This window comes from Cellulomonas sp. P2_F12, assembly GCF_056403775.1.
Genome location: NZ_JBFUEV010000009.1, coordinates 16,717 through 40,524 on the forward strand (window position 1 = coordinate 16,717; position 23,808 = coordinate 40,524).

Sequence of the window (23,808 nt, forward strand, 5' to 3'; positions counted from 1 at the left end):
TCACCCAGGGTTCAGCGTCGTCCCGCCCGCAGGTCGTCCGCGATCTGCTGCGCCTGGGTGTGGACGAGCTGGCGCAGGAGCCAGTAGCGGTGCGCGACGACCTCGGCCGGCGCGCAGGACTCGCACGAGTGCTTCCACTCGCGCCGTGCCTGCGCGATGTCCTGGTCGGTCACCTCGACCCGCAGCTCGTTCTCCATGCGTTCAGCCTGGCGTGCCTGTCGAGCGGTGAACAGGGTGAATCCGTACATCGGGCACGTCCGGAAGGGTGATATGACCTGCATCACACCGTTTCGGCCGCGGAAATCGTCGTCAGGTGCGGTCCAGGACGTAGATGCGCGGGTGGTGACCCTTGGCGAAGACGCGCGTCTCGGAGCGGACGCGCCAGAGGGCGTCGGCCTCGCGCAGGCAGCGCTCCATCACCTTGATCTCGTGCGTGAGGACGACGAACCGGGCGCCGGGCGCGGCGGCGTCGTAGGCCGCCCGGAGCATGCCGGCGTGGACCTCGGCGTTGGTCGCGTGGGTGCCGTGCAGGGTGCCCCACGGGGGGTCCGCGAGCAGGAGGTCGTAGCCGGTGCCGACGGCCTCGACCAGCGCGGGGCCCGTGCAGTCGGCGCTCAGCAGCCGGGCGTCGCGGCCGAACGTCGCCGCGGTGAGGTTCTCGGACGCGGCGGTGAGGGCGTCGGCGGAGAGGTCCACGCCGACGGCGTCGGCGGCCGCGCCGGCCGACAGGCGCTCGACCAGCAGCGTGCCGGAGCCGCACATGAGGTTGAGGACGCGGTCGGCGTCGTCCACGGAGCCCAGTCGCACCATCGCCGCCGCGATCGTCGCATTGACTGCACCCGGGTAGTCGGTGACGCGCCAGCGGCGGGCGGACAGCGGGCGCGACCCGAGCCGGACCAGGACGTCCCAGCCGGGGTCCCCGGACGGTCCCGGGCGGACGCCGCGGCGGACGCGGACGACGAGCTCGCCCTCGCGATCGTCGTAGCGCAGGCCGGTGGCCTCGGACAGCAGCGCCGCGAGCCGCTCGAAGACCGCCGAGTCGCTGCCCGCGGCCTCGAACCGGAAGCTCGAGGAGCCGCCGGCGCGGAGCGAGGTGTACACGGCGTCGACGATGCGGGCGAGGTGATCGCCGCTGGTCAGCGACTTGGGGCGCGGGACGTCGAAGTGCAGCACGAGGAACGCGGCGACGGCGGTGCGCAGGGCGAGGGCCTCGGCCGGCGGGCTCCAGACGGAGACCGCGAGGGCGTCGTCGCGACCGGGGACCGGCTCCGGGGAACCGTCGAGCATGAGCAGGCCGGCAGCCTCGTCGGCCACCAGGGAACCCAGGCCGGGCAGGAACGTCAGCTCGAGCTCGGTGGAGCGCCGGGCCGGCGGGCGACGACCGGGTCGACGGTCGGCGGGGTGGCTGCCGTGGTGGGCGGGGGGTCGGCCGCGTCCGCGCTGCGCCACCGGGTCAGGCCGGCACAGCAGCAGCGGCGCCGACGGCGCGGAGCACGAACGCCTCGGTCTGCGCGATCGCGCGCTCCCGCTCGGGCCCGTCGGGGGGAACGCCGCGCCCCGACAGGCAGGCGTTGATCAGCGGGACCGTGACGTCGAGGTCCTGGTCCGGGAACGCGCCCGACTCGATCCCCGCGGCGAGGATGCCCCGCAGGATCTGCTCGACCACGACGACGTGCTCGCGGACGCGCTGCTGGGTGCCGCGGGACAGGACCGACCGCAGCTCCGGGCCGGGGGCCAGGTGGTACACGCGGGTCAGCTCGGCCTGCTGGCGGACGTAGGTCTGCAGCTGTTCGGTCGGGTCGTCGATGTCGTCGAGCGCGCGCTGCAGGGTGGCCGCGTACTGCTCGGTCTCGTGCGTGATGAACCCGAGCAGGAGCGATTCCTTGTCGGGGAAGTGGTTGTAGACCGCCGTGCGCCCGACGCCGGCGGCGGACGCGATCTCGGCGAGCGTGATGGCGTCGAAGCCCTGGTCGGCCATGAGGTTCGACAGCGCCGCGTAGAGCTTCTGGCGGGTCTGCTCACGGTGCTCGTGCAGCGATCCGCCGATGATCTTGGGCATCGTGACATCATCGCACGGTTTGTCACCAAACGCCCGCGCCTGCCAGAGGCGCAGCGTCACGACCATGTGGTGACCGCCGCCTTCGGGCCGGATGAGAGCGGCAAGCACATGGTCGCGCGGCCGCGCGAGAACAACGTGGGACGCGTTCTGAGGCTCCAGAACGCGTCCAGTGTTGTTTTCGCGGGGTTGGACCTGGTCGTGGTGACGTCGTCGGCACGCTGTTGGCGGGACATCCACGGCCGATGGCGGTCGATCGGCGGGCTCGTCGTCTAGCGTGCCGTGCATGACGAGCAACGAAGAGATCCAGCCCGACACCAAGGACTGGACCTGGGTCCTGTCGCAGCGCTGCCCGGAGTGCGGCTACACGGCGACGGACGTCGACGGCCCGGCCATCGGCGGCACCGTGCGCGACCTCGCGCCGCGCTGGGTCTCCGCGCTGCACCGGCCCGACGCGCGCGAGCGCCCGGCGCCGACCACGTGGTCGGCGCTCGAGTACGGGGCGCACGTGCGCGACGTGTTCCGGGTCTTCGACGGGCGCCTCGAGCTCATGCTCACGCAGGACGACCCGCCGTTCGCCAACTGGGACCAGGACGCCACGGCGCTCGAGGACCGGTACGACCTGCAGGACCCGACCGTGGTGGCCGACGAGCTGGTCGACGCCGCCGAGGTCATCGCCGCGCGGTTCGACGGCGTGGCCGGCGACCGGTGGGACCGCACGGGTCGGCGCTCCAACGGGTCCGGGTTCACCGTGCTGACGCTGGGCCAGTACTTCCTGCACGACGTGGTCCACCACCTGCACGACGTCCACGCCTGAGAGTTGTCCACAGCTTCTGTCCACAGTCGTGTGCAACACGCCGATTCCTGTGGATAACGCGATGACCTGCGAGACGACGGTCGGCATGTAACACGCCCGCATCACGGGGTGTGTACCGTGCGCCCGCATGAGCCTGCCGCAGGTGGACCTCCCCAGCGTGCTCGACGGTCGCCACGTCCTGGTCGTCCCGCGCGGGACCGATCTGGCCGCGCTGGCCACGGCGTGGTTCCCGGACTCCGCGTGGACCCGCGAGCCGGTCAGCGCCGCGCAGGCAGCGGCGAGCGCCCGACCGATGACCGGGGCGCGCTTCCGGGGCGTCGCCACGGACGACGTCGAGGCGGTCCCCGGGGCTCTGCGCCTGGACGCGTCAGCCTCGCTGGAGGGTCCGGTGCCGCTGGTCGCCGCCGACGCACGGGCCGCGGGGCTGACGCCGCAGGACGTCGATCTCTACGCCGTGGTGCCCTCGGGCGCGGACGCCTCCCTCGACCTCGTCTACGGCTGGATGTCCGCCGCGGCCCGCCGCGCGGCCGGCGCCATCGTGCCCGCGGACCGTGCCCGGCTGGTGGTCCCCGACCCCGGGTCCGCCGTCGACCTCACCCTGTGGTCCCCGGTCCCGCTGTCGGCGCAGGACGCGCTGCCGCTGGTCCGGCCGGCCCTGACCGGCGCCCGGGTGGGACCGACGGACGTCCCGCAGCAGTCGACCGGGGAGGGACCGGCGACCTTCTCGGTGACCGGCACGTTCGAGTACGACGGCGCGATCACGGTGCGCACCGGTCGCTCGCGCGAGATCCCCGTCGCGCTGTCGCGGCTCGACTGGCGGGAGTTCGGGCCGTGGTCGTACCACGTGACCTGGCACCCGCCGCAGCCCGAGGAGCTGCTGGCCGAGCACCCCTCGCAGCTGCACCTCATCGCGCGCTCACGGGTCGAGCCGTCGGTCGCGCGCGTCGCTGCGGCCCTGTGGCGGGCGGTCGGCGGGACGGTCGTCGACAGCGGCGGGTTCGTCGTGCCCCCGGACGAGCTGCGCGACCGGGCGACCGCCCGGCGCTAGAGGTACGGCTCGCTGCCGCTCGGCACCAGGTCGACCGACACCGTGAGGCGCGAGCCCGAGCCCTCGGTGAAGATGACGCCACGCAGGGGCGGCACGTCGTCGTAGTCGCGGCCCCAGCCGAGCAGCACGTACCGGTCGTCGACCAGCTGGTCGTTGGTCGGGTCGACCTCCACCCAGCCGGCGCCGGGCACCCACGCGGACACCCAGGCGTGCGAGGCGTCGGCGCCGCGCAGCTTCTCGCGGCCGGCGGGCGGCCGGGTCTCGATGTAGCCGCTGGAGTACCGCGCGGGCAGCCCGTGCAGCCGCAGCGCCGCGATCATCAGGTGCGCGAAGTCCTGGCAGACGCCCGCCTTCTGCGCCAGCAGCTGGGCCTGCGTGGTGTGCACGGTGGTCGAGCCGGAGCGGTATGCCAGCTCGGTGCGGATCCGGTGCGCCAGCTCGACCAGGACCTCGACCACCGGCCGGTCCTCCGCGAACGTCGGGGCGGCCCAGGCGCGGACCTCGTCGGCGAACGTGACGTGCGGCGAGGGGAGCAGCGCCTCGCGCAGGTCCACGATGCTCGGGTCGAGCCGACCGACCTCGCTCGCGGCGACGCGGCGGGCGACCTCGTGCCACCCGACGGACGGCAGCGCGGTCGGGTCGGGCGCGTGGCGGCTGACCTCGATGGTCGAGCGCGCGGTGACGACGAGCTTCGTGTGGGGCGTCGTGACGCCGAAGTACGTGGTGCGGTTGCCGAAGTAGTCGACGTGGACGTTGGTGTCCGCGGGCAGCGGGTCGATCTCGATGGACGTGGTCACGCACGACTGGCCCGGCACGTCGCGCGGGGTCATCGTCGTGCGGCCGTACGAGTCCGTGACGACGTTCGCGTAGGTGTACGTCGTGCGGTGCACGAGGTCGTAGGTGCGGGTCACTCGGCACCACCGTCCCGGGCGTCCCAGGGATCCTCGAGCGCGCGGCTGGGGGCGAGGCGAACGAAGTGGACGCGCTCGATCTCGTCGGCGGCGGAGTGCAGGCGCCAGAGCATCGACTCGAGGGTCTCGGCCAGCCGCGCTCGGCGCCCGTCCTCGGTGACGGCCCCGGCGATCGCGACGGGGTCGACCTCGGCCAGGAGGTCCACGACGTCGGCGAGCAGGTGATCGCGCTGGTCAGGGGCCCGGCCGGCCAGCGGGACCAGCGCCAGCGACTCCCGCAGGCGGTCCAGCTGGTAGGCGAGCGACCGCGGGTTGGTGCTGTCGAGCAGCAGGAGCTCGAGCACCTCCGCCAGGCCCGCGCCGGTCTGGTGCCGGCGGCGGAACGTGATGGCCGACTCGTGCGCCAGCAGCACGGACTCCCGGACCACCGAGTCGACGTCGGCGGGCCGCTGCTGCACCACGGTGGCCAGCAGGCTCTCCACCAGGTGCTGCGCGCGCTCGATGCGCCGGCCGGCGTCGAGGAACTGCCACCCGACGTCCCGGACCAGCCCCTCGGCCGTGATCCCCGCGATGGCGAGCAGGCCCTCGAGCACCCGGTCGAGCGCGGGGCGCAGGCCGGCGGTCACGGTGCTGCCGCCGACGACGCCGAGGTCGAGCGAGTCGCGCCCGTGCGCCCGGCCCCGGGTCTTGTTCCGCTCGTCGCGCAGGGCGCGGTCGATCCGGGCCAGCGGTCCGAACGTGTCCGTCGACAGCTGGTCGCGGACCGCGGCGGCGGAGGCGGCGAGCCGACGGACCGACCGCGCGACCGTGCCGGGGCTCCGGGGGTCCAGCACGAGGTCGCGGAAGGCCGGTGCCGACTGCTCGGTGGGCGTCAGCGTCGAGAGCAGCACGTGCAGGGCCTGCCCACCCGCCGAGGCCGGGCGCTTGTGGAAGTCGTCCCAGCGGTCGATGACCACGCGCAGGGACCGGCTCGATCCCTCGGCGCGCTCGGCGTACCGGCCCATCCAGTAGAGGTTCTCCGCGGTGCGCGGCGAGATGCCGGTGGCCGGGCGGCGCGGGGTCGCCGGCTCGCCGGCCGAGGACTCGTCGGACGGCACCCACGGCTCGAGCGGCGCGTCGGGCTGCGTCGAGAGCACCCACACGTCCTTGGCGGCGGCGCCGAGGGCCGACGAGACGACGTGGCCGGCCGCGACGCGCGCGAGCCCGCCGGCCATGACCGTGTAGCTCGACCGGTGCGCCACGGCGTATGTCCGCAGCACCGCGGCGCGCGGCCCGAGGTCGGCGGGGCCGACCCCCTCGGCCGACGGCAGGTCGCTGCCGACGCCCACCGGCGTGCCGTCCACCGTGGGGCCGGCCGGTCCGACCGGCTCCTGCCCGACCCACAGCCACGGCTCGGCGGTGATCCGCGCGGCCAGCTGCTCGCGCTCGCGGTGGCTGAGCGTCCAGCCGAGGATCGTGCCGATGTCGGTGCCGCGGACCGTCGGGAGGATCACCAGCTGCTCGAGCCGGCTGACCACGTGCTGCAGGGACCTCGGTTCGCCGCACCACCACGTCGGGGCGGACGCCAGGGCGAGGTCCTGGTCGAGCACCGCGTTGGCCAGCCGCGGGAGGTACGTGAGCAGCGCGGGGTTCTCCAGCACCGAGCTGCCCAGCGGGTTGACCACGCTGACGGTCCCGGCGCGCACGGCCCGGACCAGCCCGGGGACCCCGAGGCGGGAGCCCTGCCGCAGGTCCAACGGGTCGCACCACTCGGCGTCGACCCGGCGCAGCACGACGTCGACGGGCTCCAGACCCTCGACGCCTCGCATCCACACCTGGCCGTCGCGGACCAGCAGGTCGGAGCCCTCCACCAGCGGGAGCCCCAGCATGGAGGCCAGGTACGCCTGGTCGAACGCGGTCTCGCTGGACGGGCCCGAGGTGAGCAGGACGACCCGGGGCTGCTCGGCGTGCCCGGGGGCGACGTCCCGCAGCGCCAGCCGCAGCGCGCGGAAGAACGGCCCGAGCCGCTGTATCGACGCCTGCCGGTACACCCCCGACAGCACCTGCGAGACGATCCGCCGGTCCTCCATCGCGTACCCGACGCCCGACGGCGCCTGCGTCCGGTCCGCCACCGCGCACCACGCGCCGGACCCGTCGCGGACCAGGTCGGTGGCCGTGAGGACCAGCTCCCGACCGCCCGGCAGCCGCAGCCCGTCGACCGCGCGCACGAAGCCGGGGTGCCCCAGGACGATCGTCGGCGGCAGCAGCTTGTCGGTGAGCAGGCGGCGGTGGCCGTAGGCGTCCTGCAGGATCGCGTCCAGCAGCTCCGCGCGCTGCACCAGCGCCGTGTCCAGCCGGGCCCACTCGGGCTCGTCGACGATGACGGGCAGGGGGTCCAGGTGCCAGGGGTGCTCGCCGTCCTCCTGGTCCGCGCCGTACGTGACGCCGTGGTCCGCGAGGAGCCGCTCGGCCTCCTCGCGGGCGCGCGCCAGGTCCGGTGCGGAGGGCACGTCCGTGGGGTCCGACAGCCACGACCAGTCGGCCCGGTGGTCGACCAGCCCCGACTCGCCCTGCAGGCGGGGGGACGAGAGCAGGTCGGTCACAGACAGGAGTGTGTCCTACGACGGCGGCAGGTGTGCGCGTCTGCGGTGGCCGGGCGTGCGTGTCCCGGCCACACTCGGGCCATGACACTGCCCGGGGACCTCGGCCGCGTGCGCCTCGACGGCGAGCTCCCGCACCGGGACGACCTGCCCCTCGTGTTCGACGCGCTCGACCACCAGCTGGCCACCCAGGTGTACCTCTGGGCGCTGCCGCTGGTGTCCTACGCCCAGTGGCAGCAGCAGCACCGCGAGGTGTTCATGGCCACCGACTACGACATCGTCCACTACGTCACCTACGCCGACCGGCTCGGGCTGATCACGGCCAACGCGACGACGCCGTACCTGGTCTCGTTCATCGACCTGGGCCGGACCGGCCCGCTGGTGGTCGAGGTACCGCCCGGTCCCGTCGCCGGTGGCGCGTCGGACTTCTGGCAGCGGGAGTTCGCGGTCCTGGGCGAGATGGGGCCCGACGAGGGCGGCGGCGGCAAGCACCTGGTCCTGCCGCCCGGGGTCGAGCAGCCGGAGGTCGACGAGGACTACTACGTCCACCGCGCCACGGGGATGAACGTCATGTTCGGCTTCCGGACCCTGGACCCGGACCCGGTCCGGGCGCAGGGCATCGTCGACGGCCTGCGGATCACGCGGCTCGACGAGATGGCGTCGCCGCCCACCCGGGTGCTGTCCCCCGACGGCCGGCGCTGGGACGGCGACCAGCCCCGCGGCCTGGACTACTTCGAGCGGCTGCACGCGGTCTACCAGACCGAGATCGTCGACGAGCGCGACCGGTTCTACCTCGCGATGATGCGGCAGCTGGGGATCGAGAAGGGCAAGCCGTTCGCCCCCGACGAGCGCCTGCAGCGGATCCTGACGCAGGGTGCCGAGGCGGGCGAGCTCATCGCGCAGGCCAACACGTTCGCCAAGCGGTTCGAGGGGTCGAGGTACTGGCCGGACCGGGCCTGGGACCAGGCGCTCGCGCTGAGCAGCCCGACGCAGCGCGGGCCCGACCACGACGAGCTGCTCGAGCGGGCGTCCTGGTTCTACCAGGCCGTCAGCTTCTCCGAGGCGATGAAGAGCCGGACGCCCGGCAAGGGGCAGGCGTACCTGGCGGCGTACGTGGGGTCCGACGGCGAGTGGCTCGACGGCGGCCGCGACTACACCCTGCACGTACCGGCCGACGTGCCCGCCGCAGGGTTCTGGTCCGCCACCGTGTACGACGTCCGGACGCGGTGCCTCGTCGACAACCCGCAGCAGCGCGGAGACCGCGGCTCGCGGGATGCCGAGCTGGCGCGCAACGCCGACGGGTCGGTGGACCTGTGGTTCGGCCCGTCGGCGCCCGAGGGTCGGGACGACAACTGGGTGCAGACGATCCCCGGGCAGCACTGGTTCTCGTACTTCCGGTTCTACGGGCCGCTGGAGCCGTACTTCGACCGCACCTGGACGCTGGGGGACATCACGCCGCGGTGATCACAGGTGCCTCGGGTCGGCCGTGACGTCCCCGACGGAGACGTCCACGCGGACCCGGGTCAGCGGCGGGGCGGTGAGTCCCAGGGTCTCCGCGGCGGCGGTCGCGGCCCGACGGCGGACCTCGTCGGCGAGCGGCAGGAGCGGCGTGCCGTACAGCGCGACGACCTCGACGGTGAGGCGGTCCAGCTCGTCGTCGGCGGTGGTCGTGCAGGTGATCCGCAGGGCACCGGCACGCGGGAGGTCGTCGAGCGCGACCCGGACCCGGGCCACCAGCGCGGTCGACGCCACCCACAGCGCGCCCCCCGGCAGCCGACCGCGGACCGGCGCCGAGGGGCGGAAGGCGCGGACGGCCGCGGCGACGACGTCGTCGCGCAGCGCGACCCACCCGGCGTCGGTGTGCTCGCGCAGCGTCCGGGCGGCCTGCGAGAGGAGCTGGTCCCCGTTCATCGCCATGCCTCCATCCGCCGGACCAGGTGCGCCCGCGCCCGGTGGAGCTGGCCGCGGACAGTGCTCGTCGTCGTGCCGGCGACCTCGGCGATCTGGTCGTAGGACAGACCTTCCACCTCCCGGAGCAGCCACGTCGAGCGCGGACCCGGCGGGAGCTCGCGCAGTGCGGCGTCGAGCGCCTCGCGCAGCTCCGTCGCCTCGGCCGACCGCTCGGGGTCGACCGCGTGACGATCCTCCTCGTCGTCCGGGGCGAACGGCAGGGGCATCGCGGTGCGGGGGCGGCTGCGCTGCAGGGACCGCACCTTGTGCGCCGTGATGGCGAACAACCAGGTGCGCAACGACGACCGGCCCTCGAAGTGCGGCAACGAGGCCCACGCGGCGGAGAAGGCCTCCTGCACGCAGTCCTCGGTGTCGCGAGGATCATCGAGCATCCGGCGGGCGTAGCGATAGAGCGCGGGGCCGTGCCGGTCGACGACGACCGCGAACGCCCTGCGGTCACCGAGCCCGGCCCGCCGGGCGAGCACCTCGTCGGGAACCTCGCGCTCGTCCATCCCGAGCACTCTGTGCCCTGCCGTCGACGACCGCATCCCGACGAGTGTGACGCAGGTCACACCAGATTGGGCGTGACGAATCGGGCGCGACCTCGACCAACCAGGGGTACGCGCCGATCCGGCGCGGGCAGACGTCGAGAGAAGGTCACCATGAGCGAGCCCACCGTCACGGCCCCGGCCACCCGCTCGCGCCAGAGCGCGCTGGTCACGCCCGAGGGCAGCACGACGATCGCCGACACGGTGGTCAGCAAGATCGCCGGCATCGCCGCGAGCGAGGTCACGGGCGTCCACTCCCTCGGCGGCGGCGCCGCCCGGGCCATGGGCACCCTGCGCGAGCGCATCCCCGGCGCGCGCACCAACCACTCCCAGGGCGTGTCGGTCGAGGTCGGGGAGACCGAGGCCGCCGTCGACCTCGACCTGGTCGCCGAGTACGGCGTCTCGATCGCCGACCTGGCCAACGGCATCCGGCGCAACGTCATCAGCGCGGTCGAGCAGATGACCGGCCTGCACGTGGTCGAGGTCAACGTCTCCGTCAACGACGTGCACCTCCCGCAGGACGACGCGCAGCCGGCCGCCCCGCAGGAGCAGCGGGTCCAGTGACCGGTCCCGACGAGGCGCCGGTGCCCACGCCGCTGGAGGTCGCGCCCGACGTCGCCCCCCTCGACCTGGTCGAGCCCCGGCCCGAGGTCGTCGTCATCGGCGACGTCGCCCCGGACCCGCTCACCCCGGCCGAGGTGGTGGCCGCTGCCGTCCTCGCGGTGCCCGGCGTGGTCCGGCTGCACGGCGGCCGGTTCGGCGAGCTGGGCACCTACCTGCCGGGTCGCCGGGTGACGGGGGTCCGGATCGACGACGAGGGCACCGAGGTGCACGTCGTCGTCTCCGACCTCGTCCCCGTGCCCGACACCGCGGCCCGCGTCCAGCGCGCGGTCTCCGCGATCGCCCCGCGTCCTGTCCGCGTCCACGTCGAGGACATCGACACCATCGTCTGAGGAGCCACCATGTCGTCTGTCGCCATCGGGTTGTTCGCCGGCCTGCTGCTCGCGCTCGTCGCCGCCGTCGGCGGGTTCAGCATGTTCGTGCTCGCCCTCGTGCTCGCGGCGGTCGGGGTGCTCGTCGGCCTCGTCGTGGAGGGCCGCATCGACGTCTCCGGCCTCGTCGCGGGACGTCGCCGTGGCTGACGCGCGCGGCACGCTCACCATCGCGGACCGCGCCCTCACGCGGATCGCCCGTCAGGTGACCCTCGAGGTGCCCGGAGTCGCCCCGGAGGACTCCGCGGGCACGATCGAGCGGAGGCTCGGGCGCGGCTACCCCCGGGTCCAGTGGCAGCGCGCCGGGACCCGGGCGCGCGTGCAGGTCGAGGTCGCCATCACGTGGCCCGCGTCCGCCGCCCGCGTCACCGTCGGCGTCCAGGAGGCCGTCCGCCGCGAGCTCGAACGTCAGGCGGGCCAGGACGTCGACCACGTGAGCGTCGCCGTCCGCGAGGTCGTGCGTGCCGCCTCCGACGCCCGACCGGCCGCGAGGGTGCGATGACCCACGTCGAGACCCCACGCGGCTTCGCGCCTGCCGCGGCCGCCACCCGTGCCGGCCGCGTCGGCTGGTGGAGCATCGCGCTCGCCGTGCTCCTCGTCGTGCTCGGCGTGCTCGTGGTCCGCGACGCGCTCGTGGCCGCCGGGACCGTCGACGGCGAGCCGTGGATCGCCCCTGTCGTGGACCGCGCGGACGGAGTCGGACCGTCGACGCTGGTCACCGTGGTCGGCGTGGTGCTCGCGCTGCTCGGCCTGTGGCTCGTCGTGATCGCCCTCGGGCGCCGCGTCCGCACGCGCCTGGCCGTCACGTCGTCGGCGGGCACGACGATCGGGATCGGCGACGCCGCCCGCCTCGCCGCGTCGGCGGCCGACGACGTCGACCGTGTGCTGTCCGCCCGCGCCTCGGCCACGCGTCGCTCGGTCACGGTCACCGTGACGACCCTGGAGGGCGACGACGTCACCGACGCGGTCCGGGCGGCCGTCACCGAACGGCTCGCGCCCCTGGTGCGGCCCCTGTCGGTGAAGGTGGTCGGCAGGGTGACCGCCGGCCTGCACGCCGGGGGTGACGGGCGATGAGGCGCTCGATCCTGGCGTTCGACCGGGTGCTCCTGCTGCTCCTCGGCCTCGTGCTCGTCGTCCTCGGCGTGGCAGCCGTGGGCTGGCAGGTCGGCTTCCTCGCGGACGTGTGGCCCGACGTGCCGTCGTCCGTGGAGGTCGACACGGGACAGGTGACCGGGGCGTCGAGCTACGCCGTCCTCGCCGGGGTCGTCGGCGTCGCGCTCGTCGTCATCGGCCTCTGGTGGCTGCTGGCGCACCTGCCGCGCCGCACGGTCGGGTCGCTGCGGCTGCCGGACGGCGAGCAGTCCGGCCGCCTCGTCGTCGACCCCGGACCCGCGGTAGCCACCGCCGCCGAGGTGCTGGCCGAGGACACCCTGATCCGCTCCGCGCGCGGAGCCGTGCTGGCCGACCGCGGCGAGCTCGTCGTGCGCCTGCGGGCGACGGTCGACCCGGACTCCGACCTCGACGCGGTCGTGTCGGCCTGCGACCGCGTCCTGGCCGACCTGGCGCACGTCCTGCCCGCCGAGCAGCTGCGCTCCCGGGTGGAGCTGTCGGTGCTGCGGCGGGGCGAGACCGGCCCGCGCGTGCAGTGAGGTCGCGTGCCAGAGTGGCTGCGACCGCTGCCGCGTGAGGAGACATCGATGACGGACGTCCGCGAGCTCGCCGCCGAGGCCTACCGCTTCGGCTACGCCTTGGTCGAGAACTACCGGACGCTCTACGCGCAGGCGGTCGACGCGGACGACCCGCGGTACGTCGGCGGGTTCGGGCACTACCGGCACTACTCGACGCCCGCGCGGCCCGAGAACACCGACATCGTCACGCCGAACAACGACACCCCGTACTCCTGGGGCTGGTTCGACCTACGGGCCGAGCCGTGGGTGGTGTCGGTCCCGGCGGTCGACCGGTACTACATCCTCCCGTTCCACCAGCTCGACACCGTGTACGCGGGGTACGTCGGCGCCGTGACCACGGGCCAGGGCGCGGGGTCGTACCTGCTGGCCGGGCCGGGCTGGGACGGCACGGTCCCCGACGGGATCGCCGGCGTCGTCCGCTCGGCCACGGACGTCGTCGGCTGCCTGGGCAGGACGGCGTCCGTCGACGGCGACCTCGACGCGCTCCAGGCGATCCAGCGGTCCTACGAGGTCGAGCCCCTGAGCGTCTTCGCCGGTGTCCCCTCGCCCGATCCCGCTCCCGCGATCGACTGGCCGGTCTGGGACGAGCAGGAGCACACGCACGGCGTCGGGTTCTTCACGCTGCTCGACTTCCTGCTGCAGCTCGCCCCGGTCGCCGACGAGGACGCCGAGGTGCGGGCTCGGCTGGCCGAGATCGGGCTGACCGGTGAGGGCACGTTCGATCCCGCGGGCCGGGAGGCGGAGCTGCTCGCCGGGCTCGCCGACGGAGCGGCGACCCTCACGGAGCACGCCGAGCGGACGACCACCTCGGTGGGACTGTTCGGCCTGCGCGCCGAGATGGCCGGCAGGTACGACCAGCGCAACCTCGGGGCGATGAAGGGCATCTTCGGACTGCCGACCTCCGAGGCCTGGTACGGCGGGTGGCTGGTCGACTCGGCGGGCGAGCACCCCGTCGGAGCACACTTGTACACCGTGACGTTCGGCCCGGGCGAGCTGCCGGACGTGGCGTTCTTCTGGTCGGCCACCATGTACCGGCTGCCGGAGCGACTGCTGGTCGCCAACCCGATCGACCGGTACTCGATCGGTGACCGGACGCCCGGCATCGCGTTCGCCGAGGACGGCTCGCTGACCCTCCTGGTGCAGCACGACGCCCCGGCGGACACCAGCAACTGGATCCCCTCGCCGGAGGGTCCGTTCACCCTCGTCGTCCGCGGGTACGGCGGCGGCCCGTCGCTCCGGGACGGGACCTACCGGCTGCCGCCGCTGCAACGGGCCTGAGCCTGTCGGTGTCCGGGTGGAGACTCGACTGGACGGACACCGACCAGGGAGAAGCTGATGGGCAGGGACGCGGTCACGGGGTGGGTCGAGCGGTACGAGCAGGCGTGGCGGGACCAGGACGTGGACGGACTCGACCGGCTGTTCCACGAGGACGCCCGGTACCTGCGGTCGCCGTACGACCCGGAGCCGCTGGAGGGCATCGAGGCGATCCGGGGCTTCTGGAAGGACGACACCCCGTTCGAGATGACGGCGGACGTGGTCGCGGCCGACGGGCGCGACGCGGTGGTCCGGGTGGAGGTGCAGTACGGCGGCGACAAGCCGCAGGAGTACCGCGACCTGTGGGTGCTGCGGTTCGGGCCGGACGGGCGCGCCGAGCTGTTCGAGGAGTGGGCGTACTGGCCCGAGAAGACGTACTCCGCGGCGGCGGAGGACGCCTGACCCGGTGCAGCCGTTCACGGTGCACGTGCCCGACGAGGTCCTCGGCGACCTCCGGGACCGCCTGCGCCGGACCCGCTGGCCCGCCACGCTGACGTCCGTCGGCTGGTCGCGCGGCGTGCCGGTCGACTACCTGCAGGGGCTGGTCGAGCACTGGCTCTCCGGGTACGACTGGCGGCGGGTCGAGGCCCGGCTGAACGCCGTCGAGCAGGTCCGGACGTCGATCGACGGCCAGATGGTCCACGCCCTGCACGCCCGCTCCGCCGACCCCGACGCGCTGCCGCTGGTCCTCACGCACGGGTGGCCGGGGTCGGTGCTCGAGTACCTCGACCTGCTGGCGCCGCTCACCGCGCCCGGGCCGGACGCGTTCCACGTCGTGGTCCCGTCGCTGCCGGGCGTGGGGTTCTCGACCCCGCTCTCCGACGAGGGCTGGGACCACGGCCGGATCGCCCGCGCCTGGGCGGCCCTGATGTCGTCGTTCGGCTACGACCGGTACGGCGCCGCCGGCGGGGACACGGGGTCGGTGGTGTCGCCCGAGCTCGGCCGGGTGGCGCTCGGCAGCGTGGTCGGGGTGCACGTGCACGGCAACCTCGACGTGCCGCCGTCCCACGAGGCGCGCACCGACGCCGAGCGCGAGCGGCTCGCATGGGCGTCCCGTCGTCGCGAGACCGATACCGGCTACGCCGCGATCCACTCCACCCGCCCGCACACGCTCGCCTACGGGTTGGCCGACTCGCCCGTCGCGCAGCTGGCGTGGATCGTCGACAAGGTCCACGACTGGACCGACCCGGCCGTCGACGACCCCGCCGAGGCCGTCGGGCGCGACCACCTGCTCGACCTGGCGACCCTGCTGTGGGTCACCGGCAGCGGCGCGACGTCGACTCACCTGTACTACGAGAACCGGGTGGCGGCGCCGCGGACGGTCGTCGCCGACGACGTCCCGTTCGGCCACGCCCTGTTCCCCACGGACCCGGCGATCCGGCACCTCGACGCCCACGAGCACCGGCTCGTGCACTGGACCGAGCACACGCGCGGTGGCCACTTCGCGGCCCTCGAGGCACCGAACCTGCTGGTCGGCGACCTGCGCGCGTTCTTCCGCCCGCTGACCCCGTGTACGGCTCGCGTGAAGACTTCGTTGCGTCCAGCGGAACGGAGTCTTCACGCGAGTGCCGCGGCGCCCGCCTCAGCCGCCGCGGTTGGGGGGCTCGAAGTGGATCCCGTCGTGACCGGCCGTCTCCTCGGCGCGGATGACGTGCATGACCGCGTTGATCAGGGCCAGGTGCGTGAAGGCCTGCGGGAAGTTGCCCAGGTGCCGCCCCGAGCGGGGGTCGATCTCCTCGGCGTACAGGTTGAGGGTGCTGGCGAACGAGAGGAGACGCTCGCAGAGGGCGCGGCCGCGGTCGAGCTCACCGATCTCGACCAGCGCCGACACGAGCCAGAAGGAGCAGATGGTGAACGTGCCCTCCTCGCCGGACAGGCCGTCGTCGGTCTCCTCGACGCGGTAGCGCAGGACGAGGCCGTCGGTGGTGAGCTCGTCGGCGATCGCGAGGACCGTGGCGCGCACGCGGGGGTCGTCGGGCGGCAGGAACCGCAGGAGCGGGACCAGCAGGAGCGAGGCGTCGAGGGCGTCGGAGCCGTACCGCTGGACGAACACGCCGCGCTCGTCGACGCCGTTGGCGCAGATGTCCGCGTGGATCTCGGCGGCCAGCTTGCTCCACTGCGCCGCGAAGTCGTGCTCGTCGTGCATCCGGGCCAGCCGGGCGCCGCGGTCGAGAGCCACCCAGCACATGAGCTTGCTGGACGTGAAGTGCTGGGGCTCGCCGCGGACCTCCCAGATGCCGCGGTCGGGCTCGTGCCAGTGCCGGATCGCCGCCTCGACCTGCCGCTTGAGCACGGGCCACAGCGCCTCGGGCAGCTGCTCGCGGGAGCGGGTGTGCAGGTAGACGGAGTCGAGCACCGCGCCCCACACGTCGTGCTGCCGCTGGTCGTAGGCCGCGTTGCCGACGCGGACGGGCATCGCCCCCTCGTAGCCCGAGAGGTGGCCGAGCTCGAACTCCTCGAGCTTCTCCTCGCCGCCGACGCCGTACATGATCTGCAGGTCCTTGTTGTCCCGGCAGACGTCGTGGATGAAGGCGAAGAAGTCGTTGGCCTCGCGGTCCAGGCCGAGCGTGTACAGGCCCCAGAGGGCGAACGTCGAGTCGCGGATCCAGGCGTACCGGTAGTCCCAGTTGCGCTCGCCGCCGGGGGTCTCGGGCAGGGAGGTCGTCGCCGCCGCGAGCAGGGCACCGGTCGGCGCGTAGGTGAGCCCCTTGAGCGTGAGCGCGCTGCGCTGCAGGTAGGTGCGCCACGGGTGGTCGGGGAACACGCCCTGCGTGATCCACTCGCGCCAGAACTCCTGGGTGCGCCACAGCTGGTCGGCGGCCGCCTCCCACGTGGCCGGCGCCGGCAGGGGCGACCAGGACAGGGCGATGTAGGCCTTGTCGCCGTTGACCATGCGGGTGCGGGCGGACGCGGTCCGTCCGTCGATGCCCATCCGCAGGCTCGACGTGAGGCGCAGGGTCGGGCAGCTCGATCCGTCCGGGGACATCGCGTGCACGGCGTTGTAGCCGGTGCCGTCGTACTCCCAGTGCGGCTCGCTGCGGCCGTAGTCCGGTGAGGGGGCACACTCGACCTGCAGGTCCACCGTGCCGCTCACGCAGGTGACGGTCCGCAGCAGGATGTGCTCGGCGTCGTCGTCGGTGGGGGTGCGGCGGTGGGTCGCGGACCGCTCGTCCTGGTTGTGCCAGGGCCCCATCACCATCGCGTCGCGGACGATCAGCCAGCCCGTCGGCGTCTGCCAGGTGGTCTCCAGGACCAGGGTGCCCGGCAGGTAGCGGCGGGCCGTCGGGACGCGGATGCCGTGCGGACCCACGCGGAAGGACCCGGCGCCGCGGTCGAGGATCGAGGCGAAGATGCTGGGCGAGTCGGGCCGGGGGACGCACATCCACTCGACGGCGCCGGCGGGGGAGATCAAGCAGTTCGACTCGCAGTCGGACAGGAACGCGTAGCTGGCGATCGGCGGGAAGGCCGACCGGTGGGCGCCGTCCGACTCGGGGGCGGCGCGCGAGACCTCGGTGCGGGGGCCGGCTGGGGGCGTCGCCATGACTCAGGGTGACTGAGTCGTGGCGATTTGTCAGCAGGCTCCGTCAGGTCAGCAGGCTGACGATCTCGTACGTCTCGGGGTCGGGCTGGGCGCCGATGTGCTGCCGCGCGAGCGCGAACGCCTCGTCGGGCGTGGCGACGACCGCACCCGGGTGCAGGGCGGGGGCGCAGCTGAGCACGCTGTACAGGGGGCCGACGCTGTTGCCGTCGTCGTCGCACTTGCCGACGGCGACGACGAGCACCTGGTGCAGCAGGTCGGGGGCGGAGTCGGTGATGAGCGTCACATTCTTGTCATCGGCAGGTCGACGCCGATCCTGGACCCCTGATTCCTGTGAGCCCGTGAGAAGGTCGTGGTCATGCCCGCTGTGATCCGGCCGTTCCACCCGTCCGACCTGCCGTCGATCTACCGCATCTGCCTGCTGACGGGCGAGGTGGGCGGCGACGCGACGTCGCTGTACGGGGACCCCGACCTGCTGCCCCACCTCTACGCCGGCCCATACCCGATCGCCGACCCCGGCCTGACGTTCGTCGTCGTCGACGAGCTCGGGCTGGTGGGCTACATCGTGGCGACGGCCGACACGGCCCGGTTCGAGCAGTGGCTCGAGCAGGCCTGGTGGCCGGCCCTGCGGGCCCGCTACCCGCGCCGGGAGGACCCGCGCGACGGCAGCGAGGACCACGTGCTGATCGAGCGGATCCACGAGTGGCCGCGGGCGGACGAGGCGCTCTTCGAGCGGTTCCCGGCGCACATGCACATCGACCTGCTGCCCCGCGCCCAGGGGCAGGGCCTCGGGCGCCGGCTGGTCGAGACGCTGTCCGCGGCGCTGCGGGGCCGTGGCGTACCGGGCCTCTACCTGGGCGTCGACGACCGCAACCAGGGCGCGGTCGCCTTCTACCACCGCGTCGGGTTCGAGCTGGAGAGCCAGCACGACTGGGGACGGACGCTGACGCTCGACCTCACGTGAGGGGTGCGTCGCCCCCGGTCGACGTGTCGCCCCGCAGCTCGAGGAGCCGGTCGACGTCCGCGACGGTGACGTCGGGCATGGCCAGGAGGGCGCGGAGCCGGTCCAGCTGCGTGGGCTCGTCGACAGTCCCGGTCGGCCGCTTGCGGGGAGCCAGGAAGAGGTTGGCCAGGTAGCCGGTGAACGTCCCGAAGATGCCGACGCCGACCACGATGATGACGACCCCGACGACGCGGCCGGCGTTGGTCACGGGGTACTGGTCGCCGTAGCCGACGGTCGAGATGGTGACGATCGTGTACCAGAGCGCGTCGGACGCGGTCGTGATGTTGGCGCCGGGGGCGGCGTGCTCGACGCGGAGCATCTCGAGGCTGCCGAACTGGAGCACGAGGATGCCCGTGAGCAGCAGGATCAGGAGCGCGCTCTCGGCCCGGTCGCGGAGCAGGCTGCGTACGACGGCCCGACCGCCCACCTCGCGCAGCAGCCGGAACACCCGCACCAGGCGGAAGATCCGCAGGAACTTGAACTGCGGGAACGGCACGCTGGCCAGCAGGTCCGCCCAGCCGAAGTGCCGGAAGAAGTACGCGCTGCGCGAGGGGGCGGTCGCGAGCCGGTAGGTGAAGTCGATGAGGAGGTGCCGCTGAAGATCGCGTTCATGACCAGCAGCACCTGGTCGAGATCGCCGCCGCGCCGGGCGAAGCCGATCAGCACGAGGTCGAAGATCGACAGCAGCGACAGCACGCCGACGAAGATCTCGTAGCCGATGTTCTTCAGCTCGCTCCGCGCGGCCTTCAGGACTCGGAGTCTGGAACTGCGGAGCGCGCGGACGACTCACCGACGCGAGATAGTGCATATGACCATCGTCAATGACCACTTGACTCGGTGACGGCGGCGAGGCACGCTGGGGTGGACGTCGCAGGGTCGGGTCTCCAGGAGGGTGGAGACCCGGCCCTGCGCGCGCGTCAGCCCCAGCACCCTCGTCGATCCGGCGGAATCACGTGCGGTCGGGCTCTCGCGACTCTCGATACCTCGCCCGGTGCCGGCTTTTGCGTGGCTTCAGCCGGTCCGCGACACGGGGATTTCAGGGAGGCGCGCGGAGTCAGTACGCTGCGCCCGCCTCGATGAACGCCAGTCGGGCAGTTGACCCCAGCTGGAGTACTCGATGTCCCGCCTCCTCGTCGCCGCCACGACGCTTCTCGTTGCCGTGCCCCTCTCCCTCGCGGCCGCGCCCGCACGCGCCCTCGAGGATGGCGACCACTCCGGGACGTCGGCCCAGAGCGCCAAACAAGCCGACGATCTGGTGGGAGCGTCGGACGACTCCGCCGACGCTGACCATGTGCTCGTCAAGTTCGCGGCCGGCACGTCGGGGGCTCAGCAGATGGCTGTCGTCGATGCAGCCGACGCCGCACTCGATGGCGACGTGGGGAGCACGGGGTACGTCCAGCTGGCCGTTGGGGACCACGATCCGGTCGAGGTCGCTGCGGAGCTCGCGGCGTCGGCCGGCGTCGACGACGCCCAGGTCGACCACGTCCGGACCACCAGCCAGTGGCCGTCCGACCCGCTCGTCCCCTGGTCGGCCACCTACTTCGACCTGATCCGGCTGCCGCGGGCGTGGGACGAGTCCGTGGGCGACGGCGTCGTCGTGGCCGTCCTGGGCACGGGTGTCGAGGCGACCCACGAGGACCTGGTCGGTGGCGTTCTTCCCGGGATCGACCTGGTGGACCACGACGACGACGCCGACGACCCCGCAGGCAGTGGGACGGTCATGGCCGGCATCATCGCTGCGAGCGCTGACAACGGAGTCGGCTCCGCGGGTGTCGCCCCTCAGGCGATGATCCTGCCGGTCCGCGTCGTCGGCCCCGATGGGACGAGCGCCGACTCGGACGTGGCGGAGGGCATCGAGTGGGCGGTGGACCACGGCGCAGACATCGTCGACCTGTCGATGTCGGGCGACGAGCCGAGCCCCGTGCTGCTCGCCGCGATCAAGGATGCCGTTGCGGCCGGAGCCCTCGTCGTCGCTCCGGCCGGAGGCACGGCGACGGATGCGCCGGCGTATCCCGCTGCCTACGCCCCGGAGGTGGCCGGCCTGATCTCCGTCACGGCGACCGACAACGACGGGCGGCTCGCGCCGCTCTCGCGGTGGGGCGACACGGTGTCGCTCGCAGCACCGGGCGTGAGCCTGTACGGACCGGTGCCGACGTGGGGCTACACCACGGGCGACGGGTCGTGGTACGCGGCACCGGTCGTCGCCGGTGTTGCGGCGCTGGTGCTCGCGCGAGAGGACCTCTCCCCTGCCGAGCTGGAGCTGCGGCTCGAGCGCACCGCCAACGACGTGGGTCGGCGAGGGGTCGACCCGTTCTACGGGTTCGGGCTCATCGATGCTGCGGCCGCCGTCACCGCGTCTGACGACGCACCCGCGGCAGTGGCGGTCCCTCTCGGGCCTTGGCGGTCGGACGGTGCGGACGACGACACGCGCATGACGGCCCGCGCTCTGACCGACGCCGGTGCGACCGCGACGCTCTCGCCCGAAGGTGATGTCGACTGGTTCCGCTACACCGCGGCCGAGCGGGGCTGGTACGCGGTCGACGTCGAGGTTGTCGACCATTGGTACAACGCCGACCGGCTGGACCCCGTCATCGAGGTGCGGGACGCCTCGGGCGGTCTGCTCGGGCGTGCGGACCGCTGGGGGCCGTCGTCCGACGAGTCCGTGCTCGTCTCCGCGGCCGCAGCGGGCCCGCTGTTCGTGCGGGTCACGAATGCGTCGGGCATCGCGATGGACAACCACTACCGCCTCACCGTGACTCCGACCACCGGCCCGGCGTTCGAGACGATGGCGCCGCGGGCGCACGTCGGGGCTGACAACGTGCGCGTGGGCGATGTCACGGGCGACGGGATACCGGACGTCGTCAGCGACGGGCTCTGGGTGTTCCCCGGGACCGGGTTCGGTGACGTCGGCGCGCCGACCGATCTCCCTCGAGACATGAGCCTGGGGTACGCCACCAACTTCGACCTCGCCGACCTCGACCACGACGGCGATGTCGACGTCGTGGCGTCGATGTCGCTGGCAGGTGGGCCCGTGGTCCTGCTGCAGGACCACGGCTCGTTCGAGGTCGGATCGATCCTGGGCACGCCGTTCGGGAGCCCGACGATCGCCGACATGGACGGCGACGGCGACCCCGACCTCGTCCTCGAGAACAACGACTCCATCGCCGTCTGGCTCAACGACGGGACGGGGGTGTTCACCCGATCGTCGTCGACGGTGTCCGGATGGCTCGGTCACGTGGAGGCCGGGGACGTCACCGGGGACGGTCGGCCCGACATCGTCGGGGGGAGATCGATGCTGGTGCAGCAGCCCGACGGCACGTTCGGCGCCCCGGTCGCCCTTCCGCTCTCGGCGTCGGTGTTCATGCCCGATGTCAGGCTGGGCGACGTGACGGGTGACGGCCGCATCGACGTCGTGCGCACGGACGGGGACGGGGTCCGCGTCGACCCGCAGCTGGCCGGTGGCGGGCTCGGCGACGGGACGCACTACGCGCCGGGCGGCGCGAGTGGGCCGGTCGCGATCGGCGACATGGACCTGGACGGACGGCTCGATGTGCTCCTCGCCGACGGGCGCGGGTCTCGCATCTGGCTCCTTCCGCAGCTGCCGGACGGGACCCTCGGTGCCGGCATGGCCATCGACGCGCCGTTCGACTCCCCGCTGACGAACGCGCTGCAGGTGTCGGACCTGGATGGGGACGGCTGGCCGGACATCGTGCTCGGCCACCGCGACGGTCCCGCGACGTTCCGACAGTGCCGCCTCGATCGAAGAACGCCATTGAGGAAGGGGTGGGTCAGCTCGGTCTCGCCGGGACAGGGGGCGTCCGGTGTCGCCACCCGACCGAACCTGAAGGTCGGCTTCGACGGAGAGGTCGACCCTGCGTCGGTCTCGCCGTCGACCGTGAGCCTGATCGACGGCCTCACCGGGGCTGAGGTCCCCTCCGTGCCCAGCTACGACGCCGCGACGCGAACGATCTCTCTCGTACCGTCCGTCGACCTCTCAGGCGGCGGGCACTACCAGCTGCGAGTCTCCGGCGTGCGGTACGTGGACGGCAGGTCGATGACGGAGACCGAGCGCTCGTGGTTCACGGTCGCCGCGGGCGGCGCGCGATACACCCCGGTCGACCCGATGCGCGTCCTGGACACCAGAACCGGGCGGGGTATGACGGTCGCGGCGCACAAGATCGCGTCCGGCGAGGTCGTCAAGCTCGACCTGCGCGACCTGACGGCTGTCGGCGCGACCGCCGTGGTGCTCAACGTGACCGCGGCCTCGCCGACCACCTTCGGGAACGTCCGCGTCTACCCGTACCGTGCCGGTTCCGCGCCCCCGCGGGTGTCGAACGTCAACGTCGCGCCCGGTGTCGACCAGCCCAACCTCGTGACGGTGCCGATCGGCGACGACGGCGTCGTCGCTCTGCTCCCGGAGTCGACGTCCACGCATCTCATCGCCGACGTGGCCGGGTACTACTCGGCTGCCGGTGCCGCGGCGTTCGAGCAGACCGCCCCCCGTCGGCTGATGGACACCCGGAGCGGCGTGGGTGTGCGCCGCGGTTCGCTCACGGGAGGCTCCTGGGTCGACCTGCGCGTCTCGGGCGTCGGCTCGGTGCCCCGGGACGCGCTCGCCGTCGTGCTGAACGTGACCGCGACACAGGTGGCACAGCGGAGCCACGTGCGGGTCTACCCGACACCGGCGGACTCCGAGGACCAGACGCCGCCGGACATCTCCAACCTCAACCTGACGCCCGGGCGGGACCAGCCGAACCTGGTGACCGTGCCGGTCGGAGATGGGGGGCGCGTCCGCTTCTACCTGCACCAGGGCCGAGCCGACCTCATCGCGGACATCGCGGGGTACTACTCGGCCACGGGCGACAACGGCTTCGTGCCGGTGGCGCCGACCCGTGTCGTCGACACCCGCAGCGGGCAGGGGATCTCGACCACCCTGCGCAAGGGGACCGTCTCGAGCGTGAAGATCGCCGGCTCCGGGCCGGTCCCCGCGGGGGCGGTCGCCGCGGTGCTCAACGTGACCGGGGTCCAGCCGCGCGGTGTCACCCACGTGCGGGCCTTCCCGACGACGTCCGCGGCACCGCCGGACATCTCGACGATCAACCTCGTCCCGGGCCGGGACGAGGCGAACCTCGCGGTCGTCCCGGTCGGGCTGGGCGGAGCTGTCTCGTTCTACCCGGCCACCGCCGATGTCGACCTGGTGGTCGACGTCGCGGGGTACTTCGCCCGCTGACGTTCGACCACCAGGTCGGTGGCGCCGACGGGCGGGTAGACGGTGCCGAGCTTGTGGGCGAACCCCACCCGGAGCAGGTGTTCCAAAGCCGGGTTGGGGGTGACAGGGACGAGACCGACGCTCACCCGTCCGGG

Annotated in this window: 23 protein-coding genes and 1 pseudogene; 14 read left to right on the plus strand and 10 right to left on the minus strand. The window is 73.3% G+C overall.

Annotated features, from left to right (window positions below; translation table 11 throughout):
- Positions 1-11: 11 nt before the first annotated feature.
- The 3 genes from AC1DWH_RS16675 to AC1DWH_RS16685 form a co-directional block, all read right to left on the minus strand.
- A complete protein-coding gene (locus AC1DWH_RS16675) occupies positions 12-197 on the minus strand; it encodes a hypothetical protein (protein ID WP_456844793.1) in 186 nt (61 codons plus the stop codon).
- Between the two features lie 112 nt (positions 198-309).
- Positions 310-1,449, minus strand: coding sequence for a methyltransferase (locus tag AC1DWH_RS16680; protein ID WP_477094626.1), 1,140 nt, complete (start codon positions 1,447-1,449; stop codon positions 310-312).
- Positions 1,450-1,453: 4 nt separating this feature from the next.
- Entirely contained in the window at positions 1,454-2,059 is a 606-nt protein-coding gene (locus tag AC1DWH_RS16685) for a TetR/AcrR family transcriptional regulator (protein WP_456844795.1), read from the minus strand.
- A 283-nt stretch (positions 2,060-2,342) separates the two neighbouring features.
- Between AC1DWH_RS16685 and AC1DWH_RS16690 the strand changes: the two genes are divergently transcribed.
- Positions 2,343-2,873, plus strand: a complete 531-nt coding sequence (locus tag AC1DWH_RS16690) for a DinB family protein (RefSeq protein ID WP_477094627.1) — start codon at positions 2,343-2,345, stop codon at positions 2,871-2,873.
- A 127-nt stretch (positions 2,874-3,000) separates the two neighbouring features.
- Positions 3,001-3,921 (plus strand): hypothetical protein, encoded by a 921-nt coding sequence (locus AC1DWH_RS16695; RefSeq protein ID WP_477094628.1) that lies wholly within the window; start codon positions 3,001-3,003, stop codon positions 3,919-3,921.
- On the opposite strand, the gene AC1DWH_RS16700 is transcribed toward AC1DWH_RS16695, so the two are convergent.
- Positions 3,918-4,832: a transglutaminase family protein gene (locus tag AC1DWH_RS16700; RefSeq protein WP_477094629.1), complete on the minus strand. Its 915-nt coding sequence runs from the start codon at positions 4,830-4,832 to the stop codon at positions 3,918-3,920. The genes AC1DWH_RS16695 and AC1DWH_RS16700 overlap by 4 nt on opposite strands.
- Positions 4,829-7,414, minus strand: a complete 2,586-nt coding sequence (locus AC1DWH_RS16705; protein WP_477094630.1) for a circularly permuted type 2 ATP-grasp protein — start codon at positions 7,412-7,414, stop codon at positions 4,829-4,831. Before AC1DWH_RS16705 ends, AC1DWH_RS16700 begins: the two co-directional genes overlap by 4 nt.
- 81 nt (positions 7,415-7,495) lie before the next feature.
- On the opposite strand from AC1DWH_RS16705, the gene AC1DWH_RS16710 reads away from it, so the two are divergent.
- Complete coding sequence (locus tag AC1DWH_RS16710; protein ID WP_477094631.1) at positions 7,496-8,875, plus strand: DUF1254 domain-containing protein; 1,380 nt, start codon at positions 7,496-7,498, stop codon at positions 8,873-8,875.
- Here the strand turns inward: AC1DWH_RS16710 and AC1DWH_RS16715 are convergent, their stop codons facing one another.
- Positions 8,876-9,328, minus strand: coding sequence for a hypothetical protein (locus AC1DWH_RS16715; protein WP_477094632.1), 453 nt, complete (start codon positions 9,326-9,328; stop codon positions 8,876-8,878).
- Positions 9,319-9,873 carry an RNA polymerase sigma factor gene (locus AC1DWH_RS16720; RefSeq protein WP_456844803.1) on the minus strand — a complete coding sequence of 185 codons (555 nt, stop codon included), beginning with the start codon at positions 9,871-9,873 and terminating at the stop codon, positions 9,319-9,321. The genes AC1DWH_RS16715 and AC1DWH_RS16720 overlap by 10 nt, the downstream gene beginning before the upstream one ends.
- A 150-nt stretch (positions 9,874-10,023) precedes the next feature.
- Here AC1DWH_RS16720 and AC1DWH_RS16725 point away from each other — a divergent pair, with 150 nt between their 5' ends.
- The 9 genes and pseudogenes from AC1DWH_RS16725 to AC1DWH_RS16765 all read left to right on the plus strand — a co-directional run.
- Complete coding sequence (locus AC1DWH_RS16725; protein ID WP_456844804.1) at positions 10,024-10,473, plus strand: Asp23/Gls24 family envelope stress response protein; 450 nt, start codon at positions 10,024-10,026, stop codon at positions 10,471-10,473.
- A 20-nt stretch (positions 10,474-10,493) separates the two neighbouring features.
- The gene (locus AC1DWH_RS16730) at positions 10,494-10,862 is read left to right on the plus strand and encodes a hypothetical protein (protein ID WP_477094633.1); all 369 of its coding nucleotides are present in this window, start codon (positions 10,494-10,496) and stop codon (positions 10,860-10,862) included.
- A 9-nt stretch (positions 10,863-10,871) separates the two neighbouring features.
- Positions 10,872-11,051 carry a DUF2273 domain-containing protein gene (locus AC1DWH_RS16735; protein WP_477094634.1) on the plus strand — a complete coding sequence of 60 codons (180 nt, stop codon included), beginning with the start codon at positions 10,872-10,874 and terminating at the stop codon, positions 11,049-11,051.
- Positions 11,044-11,403 carry an Asp23/Gls24 family envelope stress response protein gene (locus tag AC1DWH_RS16740; protein ID WP_477094635.1) on the plus strand — a complete coding sequence of 120 codons (360 nt, stop codon included), beginning with the start codon at positions 11,044-11,046 and terminating at the stop codon, positions 11,401-11,403. The genes AC1DWH_RS16735 and AC1DWH_RS16740 overlap by 8 nt, the downstream gene beginning before the upstream one ends.
- Complete coding sequence (locus AC1DWH_RS16745) at positions 11,400-11,975, plus strand: DUF6286 domain-containing protein (protein WP_477094636.1); 576 nt, start codon at positions 11,400-11,402, stop codon at positions 11,973-11,975. The genes AC1DWH_RS16740 and AC1DWH_RS16745 overlap by 4 nt, the downstream gene beginning before the upstream one ends.
- Positions 11,972-12,550, plus strand: a complete 579-nt coding sequence (locus AC1DWH_RS16750) for a hypothetical protein (protein ID WP_477094637.1) — start codon at positions 11,972-11,974, stop codon at positions 12,548-12,550. Before AC1DWH_RS16745 ends, AC1DWH_RS16750 begins: the two co-directional genes overlap by 4 nt.
- Before the next feature lie 48 nt (positions 12,551-12,598).
- Complete coding sequence (locus AC1DWH_RS16755; protein ID WP_477094638.1) at positions 12,599-13,867, plus strand: DUF1254 domain-containing protein; 1,269 nt, start codon at positions 12,599-12,601, stop codon at positions 13,865-13,867.
- A 57-nt stretch (positions 13,868-13,924) separates the two neighbouring features.
- Positions 13,925-14,305 carry a nuclear transport factor 2 family protein gene (locus AC1DWH_RS16760; RefSeq protein ID WP_477094639.1) on the plus strand — a complete coding sequence of 127 codons (381 nt, stop codon included), beginning with the start codon at positions 13,925-13,927 and terminating at the stop codon, positions 14,303-14,305.
- A 4-nt stretch (positions 14,306-14,309) separates the two neighbouring features.
- A pseudogene (locus tag AC1DWH_RS16765) lies at positions 14,310-14,615 on the plus strand (epoxide hydrolase N-terminal domain-containing protein); the annotation flags it as partial.
- An 870-nt stretch (positions 14,616-15,485) separates the two neighbouring features.
- Here the strand turns inward: AC1DWH_RS16765 and AC1DWH_RS16770 are convergent.
- Positions 15,486-17,444, minus strand: coding sequence for a glycoside hydrolase family 15 protein (locus tag AC1DWH_RS16770; RefSeq protein ID WP_477094640.1), 1,959 nt, complete (start codon positions 17,442-17,444; stop codon positions 15,486-15,488).
- A gap of 43 nt (positions 17,445-17,487) precedes the next feature.
- Entirely contained in the window at positions 17,488-17,727 is a 240-nt protein-coding gene (locus AC1DWH_RS16775) for a hypothetical protein (protein ID WP_477094641.1), read from the minus strand.
- Positions 17,728-17,799: 72 nt separating this feature from the next.
- On the opposite strand from AC1DWH_RS16775, the gene AC1DWH_RS16780 reads away from it, so the two are divergent.
- The gene (locus tag AC1DWH_RS16780; RefSeq protein ID WP_456847436.1) at positions 17,800-18,405 is read left to right on the plus strand and encodes a GNAT family N-acetyltransferase; all 606 of its coding nucleotides are present in this window, start codon (positions 17,800-17,802) and stop codon (positions 18,403-18,405) included.
- Here AC1DWH_RS16780 and AC1DWH_RS16785 read toward each other — a convergent pair.
- Positions 18,398-18,940 carry a potassium channel family protein gene (locus AC1DWH_RS16785; protein ID WP_477094642.1) on the minus strand — a complete coding sequence of 181 codons (543 nt, stop codon included), beginning with the start codon at positions 18,938-18,940 and terminating at the stop codon, positions 18,398-18,400. The genes AC1DWH_RS16780 and AC1DWH_RS16785 overlap by 8 nt on opposite strands.
- A gap of 621 nt (positions 18,941-19,561) precedes the next feature.
- On the opposite strand from AC1DWH_RS16785, the gene AC1DWH_RS16790 reads away from it, so the two are divergent.
- Entirely contained in the window at positions 19,562-23,674 is a 4,113-nt protein-coding gene (locus AC1DWH_RS16790; protein WP_477094643.1) for a S8 family serine peptidase, read from the plus strand.
- Positions 23,675-23,808: the final 134 nt, after the last annotated feature.